The organism is Serratia sp. CC22-02 (genome assembly GCF_900182895.1).
Classification (GTDB): domain Bacteria; phylum Pseudomonadota; class Gammaproteobacteria; order Enterobacterales; family Enterobacteriaceae; genus Serratia; species Serratia nevei.
The window spans coordinates 1,146,095-1,164,471 of the sequence record NZ_FXUD01000001.1 but is presented as its reverse complement, the minus strand read 5'-3'; the positions used below and the strand labels follow the sequence as shown (position 1 = coordinate 1,164,471).

Here is an 18,377-nt window from a genome sequence, read left to right as displayed (position 1 = left end):
TTATTCATAATCCATACTTATTTAAAACGTCAACCAAGCGGCCAGATAGTGGCGCAATGATGCTTGAGTCATGTCGCATGGCCATCGTTTCTCTTTATTCAAGGCAACGCCTCTCCTTTCCCTCACGGGGTTCCTGAAGGCGAAAGCGCTACGCTGGGTTTTGCGAAGAATGCTGATGGCCTGTTGGTTGAGAACAGATGACTTTACCGTAATTCATTAATATTTCTAATGAATATATTACCTGGATTGCGCTGTGTCAATCATGGGAAGAGGAATACGGGACGTTAGCTTGATGAGGGCTTTATACGTTCACTCCCGGGGCGTGGGCGGCAGAGCCTGCAGCTGAATCACCAATTCCGCCAGGCTAGCGGCCTGCATTTTCTCCATCACTTTCGCCCGGTGAACCTCCACGGTGCGCAGCGCGATATTCAGCCGCTCCGCCATTTCCCGATTCATCATGCCTCGCACTACCAGCTGCGCGATGTCGCGTTCTTTCGGCGTGAGCGTGCGGTAGCGGCCGTAAGTTTCATGGCGTTGCCAGGCTACGGCCGAAACCCGGTGCGCGCGTTCGAGGGCGGCGATCAGCGGTTCAGCGGCGATCGGTTTTTGCAGGAAGTCCACCGCGCCGTACTTCATCTGCTCCACCGCCATCGGCACGTCGCCATGGCCGGACAGGAACACCACCGCCAGCGTGCTGCCGAGGCGGCGCAGCTCAGCGTAGGCCTGGTGCCCATCGAGTTTCGGCATCCTCATGTCCAGCAAGACGATCCCGGTCTGAAACAGGTCGGCCTGCGCCAAAAAGTCGGTGCTGTCATTCCAGCACTGCACGTCGTGGCCGAGGCTGGTCAGCAAAAAATGGCAGGCGTCGGTGACGGCGACGTCATCGTCCACCAGATGAATTAGCGACATGGTTTTCCTCATCGTTCAATATGAAATGCAGCGTTACGCACAGCCCATTGCGGCTGTCGGGGGAGGGGCGGTTAGCCAGGCGGATTTCGCCGCCGCCATAGCGGGCCAGGCGCCGGCAAATGGCTAACCCCAGCCCCATGCCGCCGGCTTTGGTGGTGTTGAAGGGGCGAAAAGCCTGTTCCAGCCCGGCCATTGTCATGCCGCCCGCGTTGTCCTGCAGATGCAACTCGATCGCCCGTTCGCTCTGGGTGGCGGAAAGCCAGACGGCATTGGCCCCGGCCTGCGCCGCATTCAGCAGCAGGTTCGCCAGCAGCTGTTCCAGCAGCGCCGGCGGCAGGGTTAGCGTCAGCGAAGGCGCCACGTTGTTGAACAACGTCAGGTCGGGATAGCGCTGCGTCAGGCGCAGCAGCGCCCACACCCGCTCGGCGGTTTCGCTTACCGCAGCGGGCTGCCAGCGCGTTTGGTCTATCGCCTCTGCGGTGGGCTGTGCCCACTGGCGCAGGTTATGAATCGTCTCGCCGCCGCGCTGCGCCTGTCGGTCGATATTTTCCAGCGGCCCCAGCAGCGGATGCCCGGCGTCCGTGTTGCGCAGTTGGATCAGGCATCCTTGCGCATAGTGGCGAATAGCCGCCAGCGGTTGATTGAGCTCGTGTGCGAAGCCGGAGGCCATCTCCCCCAGCACGTTCAGCTGCCTGGCGTTCTCCAGCGCCTGCTCCTGCCGCCGTAGTTGCTCTCCGGCATGGAGCAACTGCCGCCCGCGCCGGCGTACCAGCAGCGCGATCCAGATGTGGTTGACGATCAACAGCGCCAGCACCGCCAGCGACAGGCCGACGGCCGTCTGATGCTGGATCAGCCAGCTTTTGATATCCAGCCACAGCCGCCGCTGTTCCGGGTGCTGATTGACGGCGCGCAGCAGCGCTTCCACCTCGCTGGTCGAGGCCGGTGCGCCCCACAGGAAGGGTGACTGCGGCGGTGCGGTCAGCAAGGCTCTTGCCACCGCATCCACCAGTGAGTTATCCAGGCCGGGTAGGGCGGCGAACGACCAGTTGGGGTAAAGCGGCGTGCTGGTAACGCAGGGAACCGACGCGGCCTGTTGCAACAGCGGGCGAAAATCCGCCGGATTGATCAGGCCTTCCTGATCCATTTTCTCCAGCAGGCAAACGGGGACGATGGCGGCCTGAATGGCGCGTTCGCGCAACAGATAGAGCAGGGCGTCGGCAGGGAAACCGGTAAAGCGCAGGTGAAAATCGCGCTCGGGCCGTATGCCGGCATCGCTGAGCACCTTATAACCGGTCAGATAGCCGCCGAAGGCCTGCGGATCGATGGCGCCCACCGTTTTGCCCATCAGCGCCTGCGGCGTCGTAATGCCGCTGTCGCGCCGCACCAGAATCACGCTGCCGATGATGTTGCACGTTGCCCGGTCGCCGTTGGCGGCGCGCAACGACGCCAGCCAGCGCAGATGATAGTGGCTGTTCAGCTGCACAAACTGCGCCGGATTGGTGACCACGAACTGCACGCTGCCCCGATTGACCGCCTCGCGCATCTGCGCCAGATCGAGCGGCCGCAGGCGGAAGCGTTCACCGCCGACGCTGCCGTTGAGCCTGTCGATCAGCGGCTGCCAGTCACGCGCGGTCGCCGCATCGCCGCGCATCGCCAGCACGCCGACCGACCACTCGCCCGCCTGTGCCGCCATCCCCCAGCCGAGACTGAGCAGCAGTAATAACACGACCCTCACGGCCCCTCCTGATGGGCAATCTGCCTGCCGTCACTTGTTTTAGATCAACGTTAGGTTCGGTATGTGGTTAACCACAATAGAGCTGAGCCCAATGCCATTTTTACACTGTAAATCATCGACATTGTTTATTCATCTAACGGGCATCAATAGCGTGATCGGGGTGATGCCCAGGGTGTGGGAGAGGCGCATGGATTTCGGTAAACGGCAGTTTTTGCAGCGGCTGGGCGTGTTGACGGCGGGGGCCTCGCTGATCCCCATGGCGGAAGCCGGGCTGACGTGGGCGCCGACGCGGCGCGAGGGGGATGTTCGCCGACGCTATGCGATGCTGATCGACCTGCGGCGCTGCGTCGGGTGCCAGGCCTGTACCGTGAGCTGCGCCATTGAAAACCAGACGCCGCACGGGGAGTTTCGCACCACGGTAAACCAGTACCAGGTCAGCCTCGAAGGCGAAGCGGTGGCGACCAACGTGCTGCTGCCCAGGCTGTGCAACCACTGCGACAACCCGCCCTGCGTGCCGGTATGCCCGGTGCAGGCCACCTTCCAGCGCGAGGATGGGATCGTGGTGGTCGACAACAAACGCTGCGTGGGGTGCGCCTATTGCGTGCAGGCCTGTCCGTACGATGCCCGCTTTATCAATCACGCCACCCAAACGGCGGACAAATGCACCTTCTGCGTGCACCGGCTGGAAGCGGGATTGCTGCCGGCGTGCGTGGAGTCGTGCGTGGGCGGGGCGCGGATCATCGGCGACATGCGCGATCCGCACAGCACGCTGAGCAAGCTGCTGCGGCGCCATGAGGCCGAGATCAAAGTCCTCAAGCCGGAGAATCAAACCGCGCCCCACGTCTTTTATCTGGGGCTGGATGACGCCTTCGTCACGCCGCTGCCGGGCCGGGCGCAGGTCGCCTTATGGGGGGAGGGACGATGAGCCGCCAACTGATGATCGCAGAAGTGCTGAGCCAGCCGCAGGCGGTGAGCTGGCTGCCGTGGGCCGTGCAATATTTCTTCTTTATCGGCATCGCCGCCTGCGCCGCGCTGCTGGCCTGCGTGTGGCGCTGGCGCGGTGGAGATAACGCCGCGCATCTGGAGCGCATGGCGCTGTTTATCGGGCTGACGTGCGCCATCACCGCGCCGCTGGCGTTGACCGCCGATCTGCATCAAACCGCCCGTTTCTGGCATTTCTACGCTTATCCGACGCCCTGGTCGTGGATGCCGTGGGGGGCGCTGTTCTTGCCGCTGTTTACCTTGTTGATCGGCCTGTGGTTTATCGCGGTCGAATTTACGCGGCTGACGGGCAGGCGGGTGGCGCTGCTGCGTGGGATAGCGCCCGCTTGTGCGCTGGTAGCTATCGGCCTGCTGTTGTACACCGGGCGTGAGGTTTCCGTCGTGCGCGCCCGCCCCATCTGGTTCAGCTATGGATTTCCGATCGTGATGTTCCTCAGCGCGCTGCAGGCGCTCTTGGCCCTGTTGCTGTTGGCGATGCGCAAACGGCCCGGACTGCAAGCGCCGCTGGCGCGCGGGATGCTGCTGACGCTGTTGCTGCTCGGCGGGGCGATCCTGCTGTGGGTGTGCGGCGATACGCTATCCGGCGCGGCGGTACGCCACTGGCTGCAGACGCAGGCGACGGCGCGCCAGTATGCCGCCGGGTGGATCGCGCTGTGGGCACTGGCGCTGGCGTGTGCCGCCTGGGCCGCCTATCGACGTTTGCCGCGCGGCGGCGCGCCGCTGCTGGTGGCCGGCGCGCTGGGGCTGAGCTGGCTAATGCGCTGGACGCTGTTGATCGAGGTGCAAACCCTCCCGAAATACAACGCGTCTTATTCCCTCTATAGCCTGCCGCTGGGTACCGACGGCTTGCTGGCGATCGTCGGCACTTTCGGGCTGTGGCTGGCGTTAATGATCATGGTGCGTGAAGCACAGGCGTTTTTATTGCGGAGAAAACAACATGGCTAAACTCACCCGGCGTCAGTGGTTGAAAGTGGGCCTGGCCTTCGGCGGGTTGTCCGCTTTTGGCCTGAGCTATCGTGAGGTCGCCAAACGGGCGATCGACGGCTTGATTCACGGCACCTCAGGGCGGGTGACGTTGGATCGCATCAACGGCAACTCTCTGCTGCCCGAAGGGCGGGCAATGCCGGAATGGCAAGGCAATCCGCAGCAGGCCATCTCAATGACCCAGTGTTTCGGCTGCTGGACGCAATGCGGCGTGCGGGTTCGGGTGGACAGACAGACCGATCGGGTATTGCGCATTGCCGGCAACCCTTATCATCCGCTGTCTCAGGAACGGCACGTCGACTCGGCGTTGCCGTTGCAGGAGGCGTTGGCGCAGCTGGGCGGCGAAAGCGGCCTCGACGCCCGTTCCACCGCCTGCGCGCGCGGCGCCACGCTGCTGGAGGGGCTTTACAGCCCGCTGCGCGTGCTGGAGCCGATGAAGCGCGTCGGCAAGCGCGGCGAGGGCAAGTGGCAACGCATCAGCTTCGAACAGCTGATCGCTGAAGTGGTGGAGGGCGGCGATCTGTTCGGCGAGGGGCATGTGGACGGCCTGCGGGCGATCCGCGATCTGGAAACGCCGATCGACGCCCGGCGGCCGGGGCTGGGGCCGAAAGCCAACCAGCTGCTGGTGACCAACGCCGGTGACGACGGGCGCGACAGCTTCCTGCGGCGCTTCGCCCAGAACAGCTTCGGCAGCAAAAACTTCGGCGCACACGGCGCTTATTGTGGGCTGGCCTACCGTGCCGGCTCCGGTGCATTGATGAACGATCTGGACAAGAACCCGCATGTGAAACCGGACTGGGAACAGGTCGAATTCGCGCTGTTTATGGGCACCTCGCCGGCGCAGTCCGGCAACCCGTTCAAGCGCCAGGCCCGGCAGCTGGCCAGCGCCAGATTGCGCAGCGAGTTTCGCTATGCGGTGGTGGCGCCGGCGCTGCCGCTGACCACCACGCTGGCGGACGATCATGGCCATTGGATCCCGATATTGCCGGGCACCGACTCGGCGCTGGCGATGGCGATGATCCAGTGGATCCTCGACAACCGGCGTTATCAGGCCGGCTATCTCGCCATCCCGTCGGAGGCCGCCATGCAACGCGCCGGCGAGAAGAGCTGGACCAACGCCACGCATCTGGTGATCGCCGAGAGCGAGCACCCGCTGGCGGGGCAGCATCTGACGCTGGCCCATCTGAACGGCGCCGAGTCGGTGTCGCCGCTGGTAGTCAACGGCGCGGGGGAGCTGGTGCCGGCCGAGGCGTGCGACCGTGCCGAGCTGTGGGTAACCCGCACGGTGACGCTGCACGACGGCGCGCAGGTGGCGGTGAAGAGCGGTTTCCAGTGTTTGAAAGAGGCCGCCGACAAACTGTCGCCGGAGGCGTACAGCCGGGAATGCGGCGTGCCGGTGGCGCGCATCGCGGCGCTGGCCGAGGCCTTTACCGCCCATGGGCGCAAGGCGGCGGTGATCGCCCATGGCGGGATGATGGCGGCAAACGGGTTTTACAATACCTGGTCGGTGATGATGCTCAATGTGTTGATCGGTAATCTGAGCCTGGCGGGCGGGGTGTTTGTCGGCGGCGGTAAATTCAACGGCTTCGCCGAGGGGCCGCGCTATAACCTGGTCGAGTTTCCCGGCCTGGTAAAACCGAAGGGGCTGAATATCGCGCGCAGCAAGGCCGCTTATGAAACCTCCGACGAATACCGCGAAAAAGTGGCGGCGGGCATTTCACCCTGGCCGGCCAGGGCGCCCTGGTATCCGTTCGTCGCCGGGCAGTTGACTGAGCTGCTGACGTCGGCGCTGGCGGGGTATCCGTACGCGCTGAAAGTCTGGATCTCGAACATGACCAACCCCCTGTACGGTATCGCCGGGTTGCGCGGCGTGGCGGAGGAACGATTGAAAGATCCGGCGCGTTTACCGCTGTTTATCGCCATCGATGCATTTATCAACGAAACGACGGCGCTGGCCGACTATATCATCCCGGATACCCATAACTTTGAGAGCTGGGGATTCAGCGCTCCCTGGGGCGGCGTCGCCAGCAAGGCCACTACCGCGCGCTGGCCGATAGTGACGCCGGCGACCGCGAAAACGGCGCAAGGGCAGCCGATTTCCATGGAGACGTTTTGCATCGCCGTCGCCAAACGCCTGGGGCTGCCGGGGTTTGGCGATCGCGCGATCGGCGACGGCCAGGGCGGGCTGCTGCCGCTCAACCGCGCCGAGGATTATTATCTGCGCGCCGCCGCCAACGTGGCGTTTGCCGGCAAGGCGCCGGTGCCGGCCGCGAGGACGGAAGAGCTGGCGCTGTGCGGCGTCGATCGCTTGTTGCCGCAGCTTGCGCAGACGCTGCGCGCCGATGAAATCGACCGCGTGGCGTTTATCTACAGCCGCGGCGGCCGCTTCGCCGATCATGACAGCGGCCGCCGCGACGGCAGCGTGGGCAACCGTTGGGAGAAGCCGCTGCAGATCTGGAATGCGGAAGTGGCAAAGCACCGCCATGCGATCACCGGCGAGCGTTTCAGCGGCTGTCCCACCTGTTACCCGGCGCGTTTGTCGGACGGCCGCGCGGTGGAAGAGCTCTACCCTGAGCGACAGTGGCCGCTGCGGCTGATGTCCTTCAAATCCAATGTGATGAGCAGCTCCACCGCGGTGATCCGGCGCCTGCACGACGTGAAGCCTGTGAACCTGGTGGCCCTGAACCCGGCGGACGGGGTGCGTTTCGGCATTCAACACGGTGACTGGGTGAGCATCAGTACGCCGGGCGGCAGCCGGGAGGCGCAGATCAGTTTGCTGGCGGGGGTGATGCCCGGTGTGATCGCGGTGGAACACGGTTACGGCCACCGGGAGATGGGCGCCAGCCAGCACTACCTGGACGGCGAACCGCTGGCGATGGATGAGCGCATCGCCGCCGGCATCAACCTTAACGATTTGGGCTTTGCCGATCCGACGCGCGAAGTGCCGAACACCTGGCTGGATTGGGTAACCGGTGCGGCGGTGCGCCAGGGCATTCCTGCGGCGATCGTCAAACTTTCCGCGTAAACGGCAGACGAAAAAAAACCTGCTGTAACAGCAGGTTTTCTTGAGCTTGGTCGGCATGAGAGGATTATGCGCATCTTCGATGCTTGCCCTGCGGGCCGTTGCTAAAGCAACGTGGTCTCACTGCGCTCGGCTCAAACCTCCTTCGGAGATTCTCATCCTCTCAGCGTGCAGACGAAAAAAAACCTGCTGTAACAGCAGGTTTTCTTGAGCTTGGTCGGCATGAGAGGATTCGAACCTCCGACCCCCGACACCCCATGACGGTGCGCTACCAGGCTGCGCTACATGCCGACGCTATGAAAATTCATACTACCGATTCCCGATGTTAATGCAAGCGCCTCGCCACTTGATTGCTTTAGTTTTAAGCAGTTAGTTGGCGATAAAGCGTTTTACATCGGTCAGCACCTGCAACAGCAGAGCAAGCTGCGGTTTCTCGTCTTTTATTTCATCGCCGTTCTGATCGTAGACGCGATAGTTGCCGCTGTTGTCCAGCATCAGCGTCTGCGTCGGCGTGGTGATCACCAGCTGATTGCCATCGCCGGTGGCGATCCAGTTGTTGCGGCGCTGGGCGGTGAACAGATCTTCGCCCTGCGAATAATCTTTCGGCGCGGTCTTCACGTGCAGCAACCGTTGCATCAGGGTGCGCATCACGTCGTTATGGCCGGTCAGCTTGCTGATGGTCTGGGCCGGGGTGCCCGGCCAGTGGATCACCAACGGTACCTGCAGCTGCGCCTGGTTGAAGCCGTTGCCGGCCCCCCATTGGCCTTTGCCGCTGTCGTTGAATTCGACGCCGTGCTCGGCGGTGATCACCACCACGGTTTTGTCCAGCAGGCCGCGCTGTTTCAGGGTGTCCAGCACCAGGGCTATCTGGGCGTCCACGTCTTGCACGCCGGTACGATAGCGCTGGATAAAGTCGGCCGGCGCCGGGGTTTTGGCACCTTCGGCCGGCTCGGCGCCGCTGAAGTTGATATAGGAGAACCACGGCTCTTTATCGCCCTGATCCGTCAGCCAGCGCTGCCATTGCTGCGTGGTTTGCGCGTCGCTTTGCGGCGCCGGCGTCGGCAGCGAGAAGTCGGTCAACAGGGCCTGACGGTACAGGCTGGCGTTGAAGCCGTCGGAGGAGAACAGCCCCAGCTGGTAGCCCTGATCGCTGAGCGCATTGATCAGCGCCGACGGCTTGCGCCCGGCGAGCACGCTGTCCAGATAGGTCGGGGAAATGCCGTAGAACAGGCCGAACAGCCCGGTATCGGCATGGTTGCCTGAACTGTAATGATCGCTGAAACGCACGTTTTCCTGGGCGAAGCGCGTCAGCGCCGGCATGTCTTGCGCCACGTCTTTGGCGCGAATGCCGTCTACCACGATCATCAGCAGGTTATAGCCGCTGCCTTTATCGCCGTAGCTGAGATCGCTGAGCGGATATTCCACCGCCACCGCTTCCGGATTGCCTTGTTGCACCAGGCGGCGCTCATACTCTTGCTGGTCGAGCAGGCCGTGTTTTTCGAGGAACTTGCGCGCGGTCATCGGGTACGAGAGCGGCAGGTTGGCTCGCTGCATGGTGATCGGGCGATAGAAGTTGGCGTCGGCCCAGATATAAATCAGGTGCGACGCGAAAAAGGCGCTGATAAACAGCGCCGCCAGCGGCTTGCCGAAACGGCGGCGATTCAGGCTGCGCAGCTTTTGCCAGCTCCAGGTGCCGAACAGCATCTCCACCAGGAAGATCACCGGCACGCAGATAAACATCAGCTGCCAGTCGCGCGAAAGCTCGCTTTGGTCCGGGTTGACCACCAGATCCCACACCACCGGATTGAGGTGCAGGTGGAAATGGGAGAACACTTCGCTGTCGACCAGCAACAGCGTGAGCCCGGCGGTGGCCAGCGCGGCGGAAATAAATCGCAGCAGCCGCTGCGACATCACCACGAAGGTGAGCGGGAAGATCACCAGCAAATAGCCGGCGAACACGATAAAGCTGAAATGCCCCAGCAGGCTGACCAGAGCATAGACGCGGCCCAGCAGGGAAGCGGGCCAGTCGGTGACAAACAGGTAGCGGCTACCCAGCCCAAGGGCGAGCAGAATGTTGAATAAGGCGAACCAGTGCCCCCAGCTGATCATCTGGGAGACTTTTTCACGATAACGCTGACGGTTTGTCACCATAAGTCAATATTAATGCGCTTTATCTTCACGGACAGAAGCCTGCAGGGCTTCCGCGAACGATCTCGCCAGGGTTTTCCGCTGCGCGGGGGCAACGCTGGTGTTGATCAAATTAGTGACCATGTTGCCCAGCACCATCAGGGAAAGATCGGTGGGGGTATGGTGTTTTTCCAGAACATTGACCAGCTCTGAGAGCAGTTGTTCAACGTGTTCGTCACTGTAACGGGATGATTGTGGCATAAAATTGCGCTTAGTAATCTGCAAAGTGCTCTATCTTACCGTATAGGACAGTGATTTTCCGCTCTTTTATCACTTCCTGTCATTCGGGAAATCGTTCGCCCGCGCCGGGGCGGCCCCTCGCTGCGCCTTTCCGGTTTGCCGCAGTTTTTTAGTATTGCAGGGCGGGGCCTTCAGTGTTTGAATACGCGCCTAAAGAACAGGAGGATTTACCATGAGTCTGGATATCGACCAGATCGCTCTGCATCAGTTGGTGAAACGCGACGAGCAAACGCTGGACGTGGTGCTGCGCGATTCCTTGCTTCCCGCCAACGCGGCGGTAGAAGAAATGATGGCGGAATTGCATCGCGTCTACAGCGCCAAGAGCAAGGCCTTAGGCCTGTTCAACGAAGGCAGCGAACTGGCGGAAGCGCTGCGCACCTGCCGCAAGGACGATAAAGACTTTCTGGCCTTCAGCCGCGCGGCGACCGGCCGCCTGCGCGACGAACTGGCGAAGTATCCGTTCGCCGAAGGCGGCGTGGTACTGTTCGGCCAATACCGCTATCTGGCGGTGGAGTACCTGCTGATCGCGGTGTTGAACAGCCGTAACAGCATGCGCGTCAACGAAGAGCTGGATATCAACACCACGCACTATCTGGACATCAACAACGCCGATATCGTTGCGCGCATCGATCTGACCGAGTGGGAAACCAACCCGGAATCGACCCGCTACCTGACCTTCCTGCGCGGGCGCGTGGGCCGCAAGGTCGCCGACTTCTTCATGGACTTCCTGGCGGCGTCCGAAGGGTTGGACACCAAGGCGCAAAACCGCGGGCTGCTGCAGGCGGTAGACGACTATTGCGCCGATGCGCAGCTGGACAAGAACGAGCGCCAGTCGGTGCGCCAGCAGGTGTACAGCTACTGCAACGAACAGCTGCAGGCGGGCGAAGAGATTGAACTGCAGGCGCTGTCGCAGGAGCTGTCGCCGGTCGGCGAGAAAGACTTCATGCAGTTCTCCAGCGAGCAAGGGTATGAGCTGGAAGAGAGCTTCCCGGCGGATCGCGGCACGCTGCGCCAGCTGACCAAATTTGCCGGCAGCGGCGGCGGCATCAGCCTGAACTTCGACGCCATGCTGCTGGGCGAGCGCATTTTCTGGGATGCGGCCACCGACACGCTGACCATCAAAGGCACGCCGCCGAACCTGCGCGATCAGCTGCAGCGCCGGACCGGCAGCGGCAAGTAAGCTTGCCGAATCGCAGACAATAAAAAACGCCGCAATTGCGGCGTTCTTTATTTCGGCGTCCCGAAAGGTTCGAAAACGTAGCGATTAAACGCGAACGAAGTCGATGTGAGCCAGTTTTGGCTTGAACGGGTGACGCTGTACAGCCTGAACCTTAACTTTGGTTTCTTTACCGTCGATAACCAGAGTTACTGCTTCGCTGTAGAATTCTGGTTTAGCTTCCATGTTCTTAACAGAATCATGGTCCAATTCGATGGAAACTGCAGCTTCTTTGCCACCGTAAACGATAGCTGGGAATTTGTTTGCTGCACGCAGGCGGCGGCTCGCACCTTTACCCTGGTCTTTACGTACTTCTACATTGATAGTGAACATTGTTTTTTCTCTTAAAAGAAAATTTACCCTGCTACAGGCGACCCAAGTAGCAAGTTCGGAAACCCGCTTTAACGCTGGGCAGGCCCAGGTAAAGCGCGCGGCATTTTAACGGAAAGCCGCCCGCAGGGCAACGAAAACCTGCCCAGGTTGGGGACAGTTCGCTCAGGCCAATTGATTGGCGCGGCGGAAACGGCCTTGATAATCGAACACTTTCTCGCGCACCTGCCAAAACTGCCCGCGTTTGCGCGCCACCACGAAATCCGGATGGCGCAGCGCCTGCTGTTGCGCCAGCACGTCGGCGGCGGTGTGCCAGGCGAACGGCACGCCCGGCGCGCGCTGATGCGGGCGCAGGAACAGCATCTCGAACGCTTTGCGCTGCGCCGGCGTCTGCAGACGGAAGCGCTCGCTGGTGCTGGTGCCGTCCTCGTCGTAATAGGTGGCCTTCAGCCATTCGCCCTTGTCGTCGCGGCCGCTTTGCAGTTCCATGCCGCCGCAGCGCAGCACCAGCGCATCTTTCAGCTTCAGCGCCGCTTTCAGCATGTCGTCGGGATCGACCAGCACTTCCTGGCACTGATGGCAGCGGCGCGCGGCGATGTCGTTCTCCGCGCCGCAGTGCGGGCAGCTCTTGAATCGGAAGCGGTAATCGCACTGCTCGCGGTGGCCGTCGTCGTCCTCCAGCCAGCCCTGACAGCGGCGGCCGTAGTGCTCGATGATGTCGCCGTTTTCGGTGCACTTGCCCCAGAACAGGTTGGCGAAGCCGCAGGCCGGGCAGAACACCTGCACCGGTTGGCTGTCACCGTGCGGCTTGCTGACGCCGACCTCCGGCGTGAACAGGTCGTGCGGGTTGCCGGCGTAGTCGAGGATCAGGCAATCCTCCTTGCCGGGCGCCAGCCGCAGCCCGCGGCCGACGATCTGCTGATACAGGCTGACGGACTCGGTCGGGCGCAGGATCGCGATCAGATCGACGTGCGGCGCGTCGAAGCCGGTGGTCAATACCGCGACGTTGACCAGATAGCGCAGCCGCTGCTGTTTGAACGCCTCGATCAGCGCATCGCGCTCGGCGGGCGGTGTTTCGGCGCTGACCAGCGCGGCCTCGCCGGTCGGCAGCAGGCCGTGGATCTCGCGGGCGTGCTCGACGGTGGCGGCGAAGATCATCACCCCTTTGCGGTCTTCGGCGTACTCCACAATCTGGCTGATGATATGCGGCGTGACGCGGTTTTGCCGCTTCAGCTCGCGGTTCAGATCCGCTTCGCTGAACAGGCCGTTGCTTCTGGCCTCCAGCCGGCTGAAATCGTACTGCACGATCGGCATGTCCAGCCGCTCAGGCGGCACCAGGAAGCCGTTCTTAATCATGTAGCGCAGCGGCAGCTCGTAGATGCAGTCGCGAAACAGGCTGGCGCCGTCGCCGCGGGTGAAGCCGTGGTAGTGATACTGGTAAATCCAGCCCTTGCCTAGGCGATAGGGCGTGGCGGTCAGCCCCAGCAGCCGCAGCTGCGGGTTGGTTTTCTGCAAATGCTGGATGATTTGCTGGTACTGGCTGTCGTCGTCGTCGCTGATGCGGTGGCATTCATCGACGATCAGCAGCGAAAAGGCGCCGTCGAACAGCGGCAGATTGCGCGCCACCGACTGCACGCTGCCGAACACCACCTTGCCGGCGCTCTCTTTCTGCTGCAGGCCGGCGGCGAAGATGTCCGCTTCCAGGCCGTAGGCGCAGTATTTGGCGTGGTTTTGCGCCACCAGTTCCTTGACGTGCGCCAACACCAGCACCCGCCCGCGGGCGCGCTTCGCCAGCTCGGCGATCACCAGGCTTTTGCCGGCGCCGGTCGGCAGCACGATCAGCGCCGGTTCGGGGTGCCGCCGGAAATGATTGATGGTGGCTTCGACCGCTTCCAGTTGGTAGGGGCGTAGGGTAAAGGCCATAATGAACGCCGTGGGTTGAGATGGGCCGTCGGGAAGCGGCTTTGTCACCGCTGCTCTCACAGAAACCGTGACATTCTACTCCCCGGACAGCCGAAAAATTTCTATTATTATGCCTTCTACGCGCGCGCGCTGCGAGGAGCGTGAAAATTACCTCTGTCGGGCAACGCGTTGTGCCGCTATACTCGTGTGACAGCAATCGCTGTTCCCCCACGCGATTCCCCCCCTGAACCTGCCATTTGCACCCGGTGCAACGGCGGGCGTCATATTTTGGCAATACGATCAATGCGATCATAACAACGACAGGCAAAGCAGATCCCATGCGATTGGACAAGTTTTTATCTCAGCAGTTAGGCATCAGCCGTGCGCTGGTTGCGCGCGAACTTCGGGCTAAACGCGTCACCGTGGATGGTGAGGTAGTGAAGAGCGGGGCGATCAAACTGACCCCGGAGCAAGAAGTGGCGTTCGACGGCAATCCGCTGCAGCAGCAGAACGGCCCGCGCTATTTCATGCTCAATAAACCGCAGGGCTACGTCTGCTCCACCGACGATCCCGATCATCCGACGGTGCTGTATTTTCTCGATGAACCAGTCGCGTACAAGCTGCACGCCGCCGGACGGCTGGATATCGACACCACCGGGCTGGTGTTGATGACCGACGATGGCCAGTGGTCGCACCGCGTCACGTCGCCGCGCCACCACTGCGAGAAAACCTATCTGGTGACGCTGGAGCACCCGTTGGCGGAAGACACCGCGCAGCGTTTCGCCGAAGGGGTGCAACTGCACAACGAGAAAGACCTGACGCGCCCGGCGACGCTGGAGCAGGTCGACGAGCGCGTAGTGCGCCTGACCCTCAGCGAAGGGCGCTACCACCAGGTGAAGCGGATGTTCGCTGCCGTCGGCAACCGGGTGATCGAGTTGCACCGTGAGCGCATCGGCGCCATCGTGCTGGATGACGATCTGGCGCCGGGCGAATACCGCCCACTGACCGAAGAAGAGATCGCCAGCGTGGGCGCGCCGCACCTGCAGGACTGAAAACCGATCATCGATTGCGGCTGATTAAGGAGTCGTGGAACGTGCAACAGAACCGAACCTCTCATCTCGGTTTGATTTTCATTTTGGGCCTGTTGTCCATGTTGATGCCGTTGGCCATCGACATGTACCTGCCCAGTATGCCGGTGATCGCCGCCCAGTTTGGCGTCGAGTCCGGCAGCGTGCAGATGACCCTCAGCGCCTATATGCTCGGCTTTGCCTTCGGGCAGCTGTTCTATGGGCCGATGTCGGACAGCCTCGGCCGCAAGCCGGTGATCCTGTGGGGAACGCTGATCTTCGCCATCGCCGGCTGCGCCTGCGCCATGGCGCAATCGATCGATCAGCTGATCGGGCTGCGTTTCCTGCACGGCCTGGCGGCGGCGGCCGCCAGCGTGGTGATCAATGCCCTGATGCGCGATATGTTCACCAAGGATGAGTTCTCGCGCATGATGTCGTTCGTCATTCTGGTGATGACCATCGCGCCGCTGCTGGCGCCGATGATCGGCGGTGCGCTGTTGCTGTGGTTCAGCTGGCACGCCATCTTTTGGACCATGGGCGCTGCGGCGCTGATCGGTTCACTGCTGGTGGCCCTGTTCATCAAGGAGACGCTGCCGAAAGAGCGCCGACAACGGTTCCACCTGCGCACCACGCTGGGCAACTTCGGTTCGCTGTTCCGCCATAAGCGGGTGCTCAGCTACATGCTCGCCAGCGCCTTCTCGTTTGCGGGCATGTTCTCGTTCCTCAGCGCCGGGCCGTTCGTCTACATCGAACTGAACCACGTTTCGCCGCAGCATTTCGGCTACTATTTTGCGCTGAACATCGTCTTCCTGTTCCTGACGACGCTGATCAACAGCCGCAACGTGCGGCGGTTCGGCGCGGTCAAGATGTTCAAGCTGGGGCTGTTGGTACAGTTGGCGATGGGGCTGTGGCTGGTGGCGGTGAGCGCCGTCGGCCTGGGCTTCTGGGCGCTGGTGATCGGCGTTGCGGTCTATCTGGGGTGCATCGCGATGATCTCCTCCAACGCCATGGCGGTGATCCTGGATGACTTCCCGCATATGGCGGGCACCGCGTCTTCGCTGGCCGGCACATTGCGCTTCAGCATCGGCGCGCTGGTGGGGGCGGTCCTGTCGATGGCGCCGGGTAAAAGCGCGTGGCCCATGGTTACCTCAATGGCGCTGTGCAGCATCGTGGCGGTGCTGTTTTATCTTTACGCCAGCCGGCCACGCGATCGCGCGGCCTGACGTTCTCCCAATGCGGGGCGTGTCGCCCCGCATCGTCATAGGGTTGCGCCCTGCCAATTCAGGGTGCAACTGGCAATTGAAATTTTGTTGCTAAATATACGCAAGCTAATCAATTGGCCATTTTCCCCTCTGTGTGTTTTTTGTTAAAAAATTCCGCCGCCGCACCACCCCATATTCCCCGGGAGGCGCGGCGTTCTGCCGGCTGAGCGCGGCGGGGGGTTTGTATTAGGATTGATGTAAATCAAGGCATTAGCAGGGAAGGCTGCGCTAACGTGGTGGGGAAAATGTTTCTTCATTGTAAAAATATGGCGACGGAAAAGTAGTCGCATTGCAAGAAAAAAGAGTTGAGATCGCTGCGGGAAAGGGTTACATATAACGCAAAAATGCGAGCTGAGTCGCAAAATGCCGTGAAATAACACCGCACGGCGCGCCAAAAAATGGCACGGCATCGGCAAGCACGGGGTCTGGTTAATGGCTAGCGGCAAAATTTACATTTAAATAACATTTGTGCGCGGCAGAGTCGGGAGTCAGCGGCTATAACTTAGTAACCCTGTCAGGTAAAAGTGTTTCACCTTTTCAATCTAGGGATTTCATGTGGAGAGTATCCAACTTTCGGTAGTGCATCGCTTGCCGCAAAGTTATCGTTGGCTATCTGGTTTCACCGGCGTGAAGGTTGAACCGATTCCGTTTAACGGAATAGACGAAGATAACAACCTGATTGGGCTGAAGTTACTCAGCCATGAAGGGGCCGAGGCCTGGCAGGTAATGCAACAGCTCAATCTGTCGCTGCAGGAGATTCAGGTCGATTGCGCGATCGTCGAATGGGAAGGCGAGCCTTGCCTGTTCGTGCAGCGCAGCGACGAGAGCGCCACCATGTGCCGCCTGAAAAACGTCGGCGCCGCGATCGCAGAACCGCTCAGCGCGCAGTACCCCTTCTAGAATTCGCCGCTAATCCGCCAACTGCAGCAGTTGACGGGTATAGTCGGCTGCGGGCGCCGCGAAAATCGCCCGGCAGTCTCCCTGTTCAACCACTTCTCCCTGTCGCAACACGATGACCTGGTGGCATAGCGAACGCACCACCTGCAGGTCATGGCTGATGAACAGATAAGCCAGCCGGTGGCGTTGCTGCAGCGATTTCAGCAGCGTCAGGATCTGCGCCTGCACCGATTTATCCAGCGAAGAGGTCGGCTCGTCGAGGATCAGCAGCTGCGGCTGCAGGATCAGCGCGCGCGCGATGGCGATACGCTGGCGTTGCCCGCCGGAAAACTCGGTGGGATAGCGATGGCGCAGCTGCGGATCCAGGCCGACTTCCTGCAACACCTCGATCACGCGCTGTTCCCGCTGCTCTGCGCTAAGCCGCTGGTGCACTTCCAGCCCTTCGGCGATGATTTGCTGCACGTTCAGGCGCGGGTTCAGGGCGGAGTAGGGATCCTGGAAGACGATTTGCATCCGGCTGCGGTAGGGCAGCATCTGCTTCATCGTGAGCGGGTGCAGCGGTTCGCCGTCGAACCAGATGGCGCCCTGTGAGGCCAACAGGCGCAGCAGCGCCAGCCCGGTGGTGCTTTTACCCGAGCCGGATTCTCCCACCAGCCCCACGCTTTCCCCGGCGCGCAGCTCGAAACTCAATGATTTCAATGCATAGTGATAATCCACCGTGCGGCGCAGCAGGCCGCGGCGAATGGGGAAGCGCACCTGTAGATTTTCCACCTTGAGCAGCGGCCGCTCGTCGTCGGGGCGCCCGTTGGCCGCGGCAGGCAGCGGCAGCGGTTCACCGACGTCCTCGGCGGCCAGCAGCTGCTGCGTGTAAGGATGCTGCGGCCGGCTGAACAGCTGCGCACGGCCGTTTTGCTCCACGCTGCGGCCCTGGCGCATCACCGCTACGTTGTCCGCCAGGCGGCGCACGATATTCAGGTTATGGGTGATGAACAACAGCCCCATGCCCATCTCCTGCTTCAGCTCTTGCAGCAGCGTCAGGATCTGCGCCTGGATAGTGACGTCGAGCGCGGTGGTGGGCTCGTCGGCGATCAGCAGTTTCGGGCGAGTCAGCACCGCCATGGCGATCATCACCCGCTGGCGTTCACCGCCGGACAGCTGATGCGGGTAATCCTGCAGCCGGCTTTTGGCCTGACGGATGCCGACGCGCTCCAGGCATTCGACGATCTCTGCGCGCGCGGCTTCGCGCCGCAGGCCGCGGTGCAGCATCAGCACTTCCGCGAGCTGTTTTTCGATGGTGTGCAGCGGGTTAAGCGACACCATCGGTTCCTGAAAGATCATCGCGATCTGATTGCCGCGCACCTTGCGCAGCGCCGCTTCCGGCGCATGCAGCAACGAGTCGCCGTTGAACAGGATATCACCGGCAGGGTAAACCACCGGCGGCGCGGGCAGCAGGCGCAGTATCGACAGGGCGGTGACGCTTTTGCCGGAGCCGGATTCCCCCACCAGCGCCAGCGTTTCCGCCGGTGCGATTTGCAGCGAGAGTTCGTTGACCACCGGCGTGACGGTGTCGCCCTGGCGAAAGGCGATGCTGAGATCCTGAATAGCGAGCAAAGGAGTGGCCATA

Annotated in this window: 14 protein-coding genes, 1 tRNA gene and 1 other RNA gene; 7 read left to right on the top strand and 9 right to left on the bottom strand. The window is 61.8% G+C overall.

Annotated elements, in window-relative coordinates:
- Positions 1–309: 309 nt before the first annotated feature.
- Entirely contained in the window at positions 310–909 is a 600-nt protein-coding gene (gene ttrR, locus QOL81_RS05525; protein WP_089186224.1) for a tetrathionate respiration response regulator TtrR, read from the bottom strand.
- Positions 881–2,602, bottom strand: coding sequence for a tetrathionate respiration histidine kinase TtrS (gene ttrS / locus QOL81_RS05520; protein WP_283439745.1), 1,722 nt, complete (start codon positions 2,600–2,602; stop codon positions 881–883). The genes ttrR and ttrS overlap by 29 nt, the downstream gene beginning before the upstream one ends.
- 229 nt (positions 2,603–2,831) lie before the next feature.
- Between ttrS and ttrB the strand changes: the two genes are divergently transcribed.
- From ttrB to ttrA, 3 genes are read left to right on the top strand one after another with little or no spacing between them, the layout of a single operon-like run.
- A complete protein-coding gene (gene ttrB, locus QOL81_RS05515) occupies positions 2,832–3,569 on the top strand; it encodes a tetrathionate reductase subunit TtrB (protein WP_060420154.1) in 738 nt (245 codons plus the stop codon).
- Entirely contained in the window at positions 3,566–4,591 is a 1,026-nt protein-coding gene (gene ttrC, locus QOL81_RS05510; protein WP_197757152.1) for a tetrathionate reductase subunit TtrC, read from the top strand. The genes ttrB and ttrC overlap by 4 nt, the downstream gene beginning before the upstream one ends.
- Positions 4,584–7,655: a tetrathionate reductase subunit TtrA gene (ttrA, locus tag QOL81_RS05505; RefSeq protein ID WP_283439716.1), complete on the top strand. Its 3,072-nt coding sequence runs from the start codon at positions 4,584–4,586 to the stop codon at positions 7,653–7,655. The genes ttrC and ttrA overlap by 8 nt, the downstream gene beginning before the upstream one ends.
- Before the next feature lie 47 nt (positions 7,656–7,702).
- Here the strand turns inward: ttrA and QOL81_RS05500 are convergent.
- The 4 genes from QOL81_RS05500 to QOL81_RS05485 form a co-directional block, all read right to left on the bottom strand.
- A non-coding RNA gene (locus QOL81_RS05500) (RtT sRNA) lies at positions 7,703–7,832 on the bottom strand.
- Positions 7,833–7,866: 34 nt separating this feature from the next.
- Positions 7,867–7,943, bottom strand: a tRNA-Pro gene (locus tag QOL81_RS05495).
- A gap of 78 nt (positions 7,944–8,021) precedes the next feature.
- The gene (gene yejM / locus QOL81_RS05490) at positions 8,022–9,803 is read right to left on the bottom strand and encodes an LPS biosynthesis-modulating metalloenzyme YejM (protein WP_060420162.1); all 1,782 of its coding nucleotides are present in this window, start codon (positions 9,801–9,803) and stop codon (positions 8,022–8,024) included.
- Between the two features lie 9 nt (positions 9,804–9,812).
- The gene (locus tag QOL81_RS05485) at positions 9,813–10,040 is read right to left on the bottom strand and encodes a YejL family protein (RefSeq protein WP_004935782.1); all 228 of its coding nucleotides are present in this window, start codon (positions 10,038–10,040) and stop codon (positions 9,813–9,815) included.
- 211 nt (positions 10,041–10,251) lie between these two features.
- Between QOL81_RS05485 and yejK the strand changes: the two genes are divergently transcribed.
- A complete protein-coding gene (gene yejK / locus QOL81_RS05480; RefSeq protein WP_060420164.1) occupies positions 10,252–11,259 on the top strand; it encodes a nucleoid-associated protein YejK in 1,008 nt (335 codons plus the stop codon).
- A gap of 84 nt (positions 11,260–11,343) precedes the next feature.
- On the opposite strand, the gene rplY is transcribed toward yejK, so the two are convergent.
- Together rplY and radD are read right to left on the bottom strand one after the other, a co-directional pair.
- The gene (rplY, locus tag QOL81_RS05475; RefSeq protein ID WP_019453645.1) at positions 11,344–11,628 is read right to left on the bottom strand and encodes a 50S ribosomal protein L25; all 285 of its coding nucleotides are present in this window, start codon (positions 11,626–11,628) and stop codon (positions 11,344–11,346) included.
- A 162-nt stretch (positions 11,629–11,790) separates the two neighbouring features.
- Entirely contained in the window at positions 11,791–13,548 is a 1,758-nt protein-coding gene (gene radD, locus QOL81_RS05470) for a DNA repair helicase RadD (protein ID WP_060420168.1), read from the bottom strand.
- Between the two features lie 317 nt (positions 13,549–13,865).
- Here radD and rsuA point away from each other — a divergent pair, with 317 nt between their 5' ends.
- The 3 genes from rsuA (at position 13,866) to QOL81_RS05455 (ending at position 16,756) form a co-directional block, all read left to right on the top strand.
- Positions 13,866–14,579, top strand: a complete 714-nt coding sequence (gene rsuA / locus QOL81_RS05465) for a 16S rRNA pseudouridine(516) synthase RsuA (RefSeq protein WP_060420171.1) — start codon at positions 13,866–13,868, stop codon at positions 14,577–14,579.
- Between the two features lie 41 nt (positions 14,580–14,620).
- Positions 14,621–15,817, top strand: a complete 1,197-nt coding sequence (locus QOL81_RS05460) for a Bcr/CflA family multidrug efflux MFS transporter (protein WP_047730236.1) — start codon at positions 14,621–14,623, stop codon at positions 15,815–15,817.
- Between the two features lie 594 nt (positions 15,818–16,411).
- A complete protein-coding gene (locus tag QOL81_RS05455) occupies positions 16,412–16,756 on the top strand; it encodes a YejG family protein (RefSeq protein WP_004935763.1) in 345 nt (114 codons plus the stop codon).
- Positions 16,757–16,765: 9 nt separating this feature from the next.
- On the opposite strand, the gene yejF is transcribed toward QOL81_RS05455, so the two are convergent.
- Positions 16,766–18,376, bottom strand: a complete 1,611-nt coding sequence (gene yejF / locus QOL81_RS05450) for a microcin C ABC transporter ATP-binding protein YejF (protein ID WP_070914529.1) — start codon at positions 18,374–18,376, stop codon at positions 16,766–16,768.
- Between the last annotated feature and the right edge of the window lies 1 nt (position 18,377).

Bases quoted from the DNA above. Each gene is read 5' to 3' on its own strand.
- ttrR (WP_089186224.1), bottom strand. From the start codon at position 909: ATGTCGCTAATTCATCTGGTGGACGATGACGTCGCCGTCACCGACGCC.
- ttrS (WP_283439745.1), bottom strand. From the start codon at position 2,602: ATGGCGGCACAGGCGGGCGAGTGGTCGGTCGGCGTGCTGGCGATGCGC.
- ttrB (WP_060420154.1), top strand. From the start codon at position 2,832: ATGGATTTCGGTAAACGGCAGTTTTTGCAGCGGCTGGGCGTGTTGACG.
- ttrC (WP_197757152.1), top strand. From the start codon at position 3,566: ATGAGCCGCCAACTGATGATCGCAGAAGTGCTGAGCCAGCCGCAGGCG.
- ttrA (WP_283439716.1), top strand. From the start codon at position 4,584: ATGGCTAAACTCACCCGGCGTCAGTGGTTGAAAGTGGGCCTGGCCTTC.
- yejM (WP_060420162.1), bottom strand. From the start codon at position 9,803: ATGGTGACAAACCGTCAGCGTTATCGTGAAAAAGTCTCCCAGATGATC.
- QOL81_RS05485 (WP_004935782.1), bottom strand. From the start codon at position 10,040: ATGCCACAATCATCCCGTTACAGTGACGAACACGTTGAACAACTGCTC.
- yejK (WP_060420164.1), top strand. From the start codon at position 10,252: ATGAGTCTGGATATCGACCAGATCGCTCTGCATCAGTTGGTGAAACGC.
- rplY (WP_019453645.1), bottom strand. From the start codon at position 11,628: ATGTTCACTATCAATGTAGAAGTACGTAAAGACCAGGGTAAAGGTGCG.
- radD (WP_060420168.1), bottom strand. From the start codon at position 13,548: ATGGCCTTTACCCTACGCCCCTACCAACTGGAAGCGGTCGAAGCCACC.
- rsuA (WP_060420171.1), top strand. From the start codon at position 13,866: ATGCGATTGGACAAGTTTTTATCTCAGCAGTTAGGCATCAGCCGTGCG.
- yejF (WP_070914529.1), bottom strand. From the start codon at position 18,376: ATGGCCACTCCTTTGCTCGCTATTCAGGATCTCAGCATCGCCTTTCGC.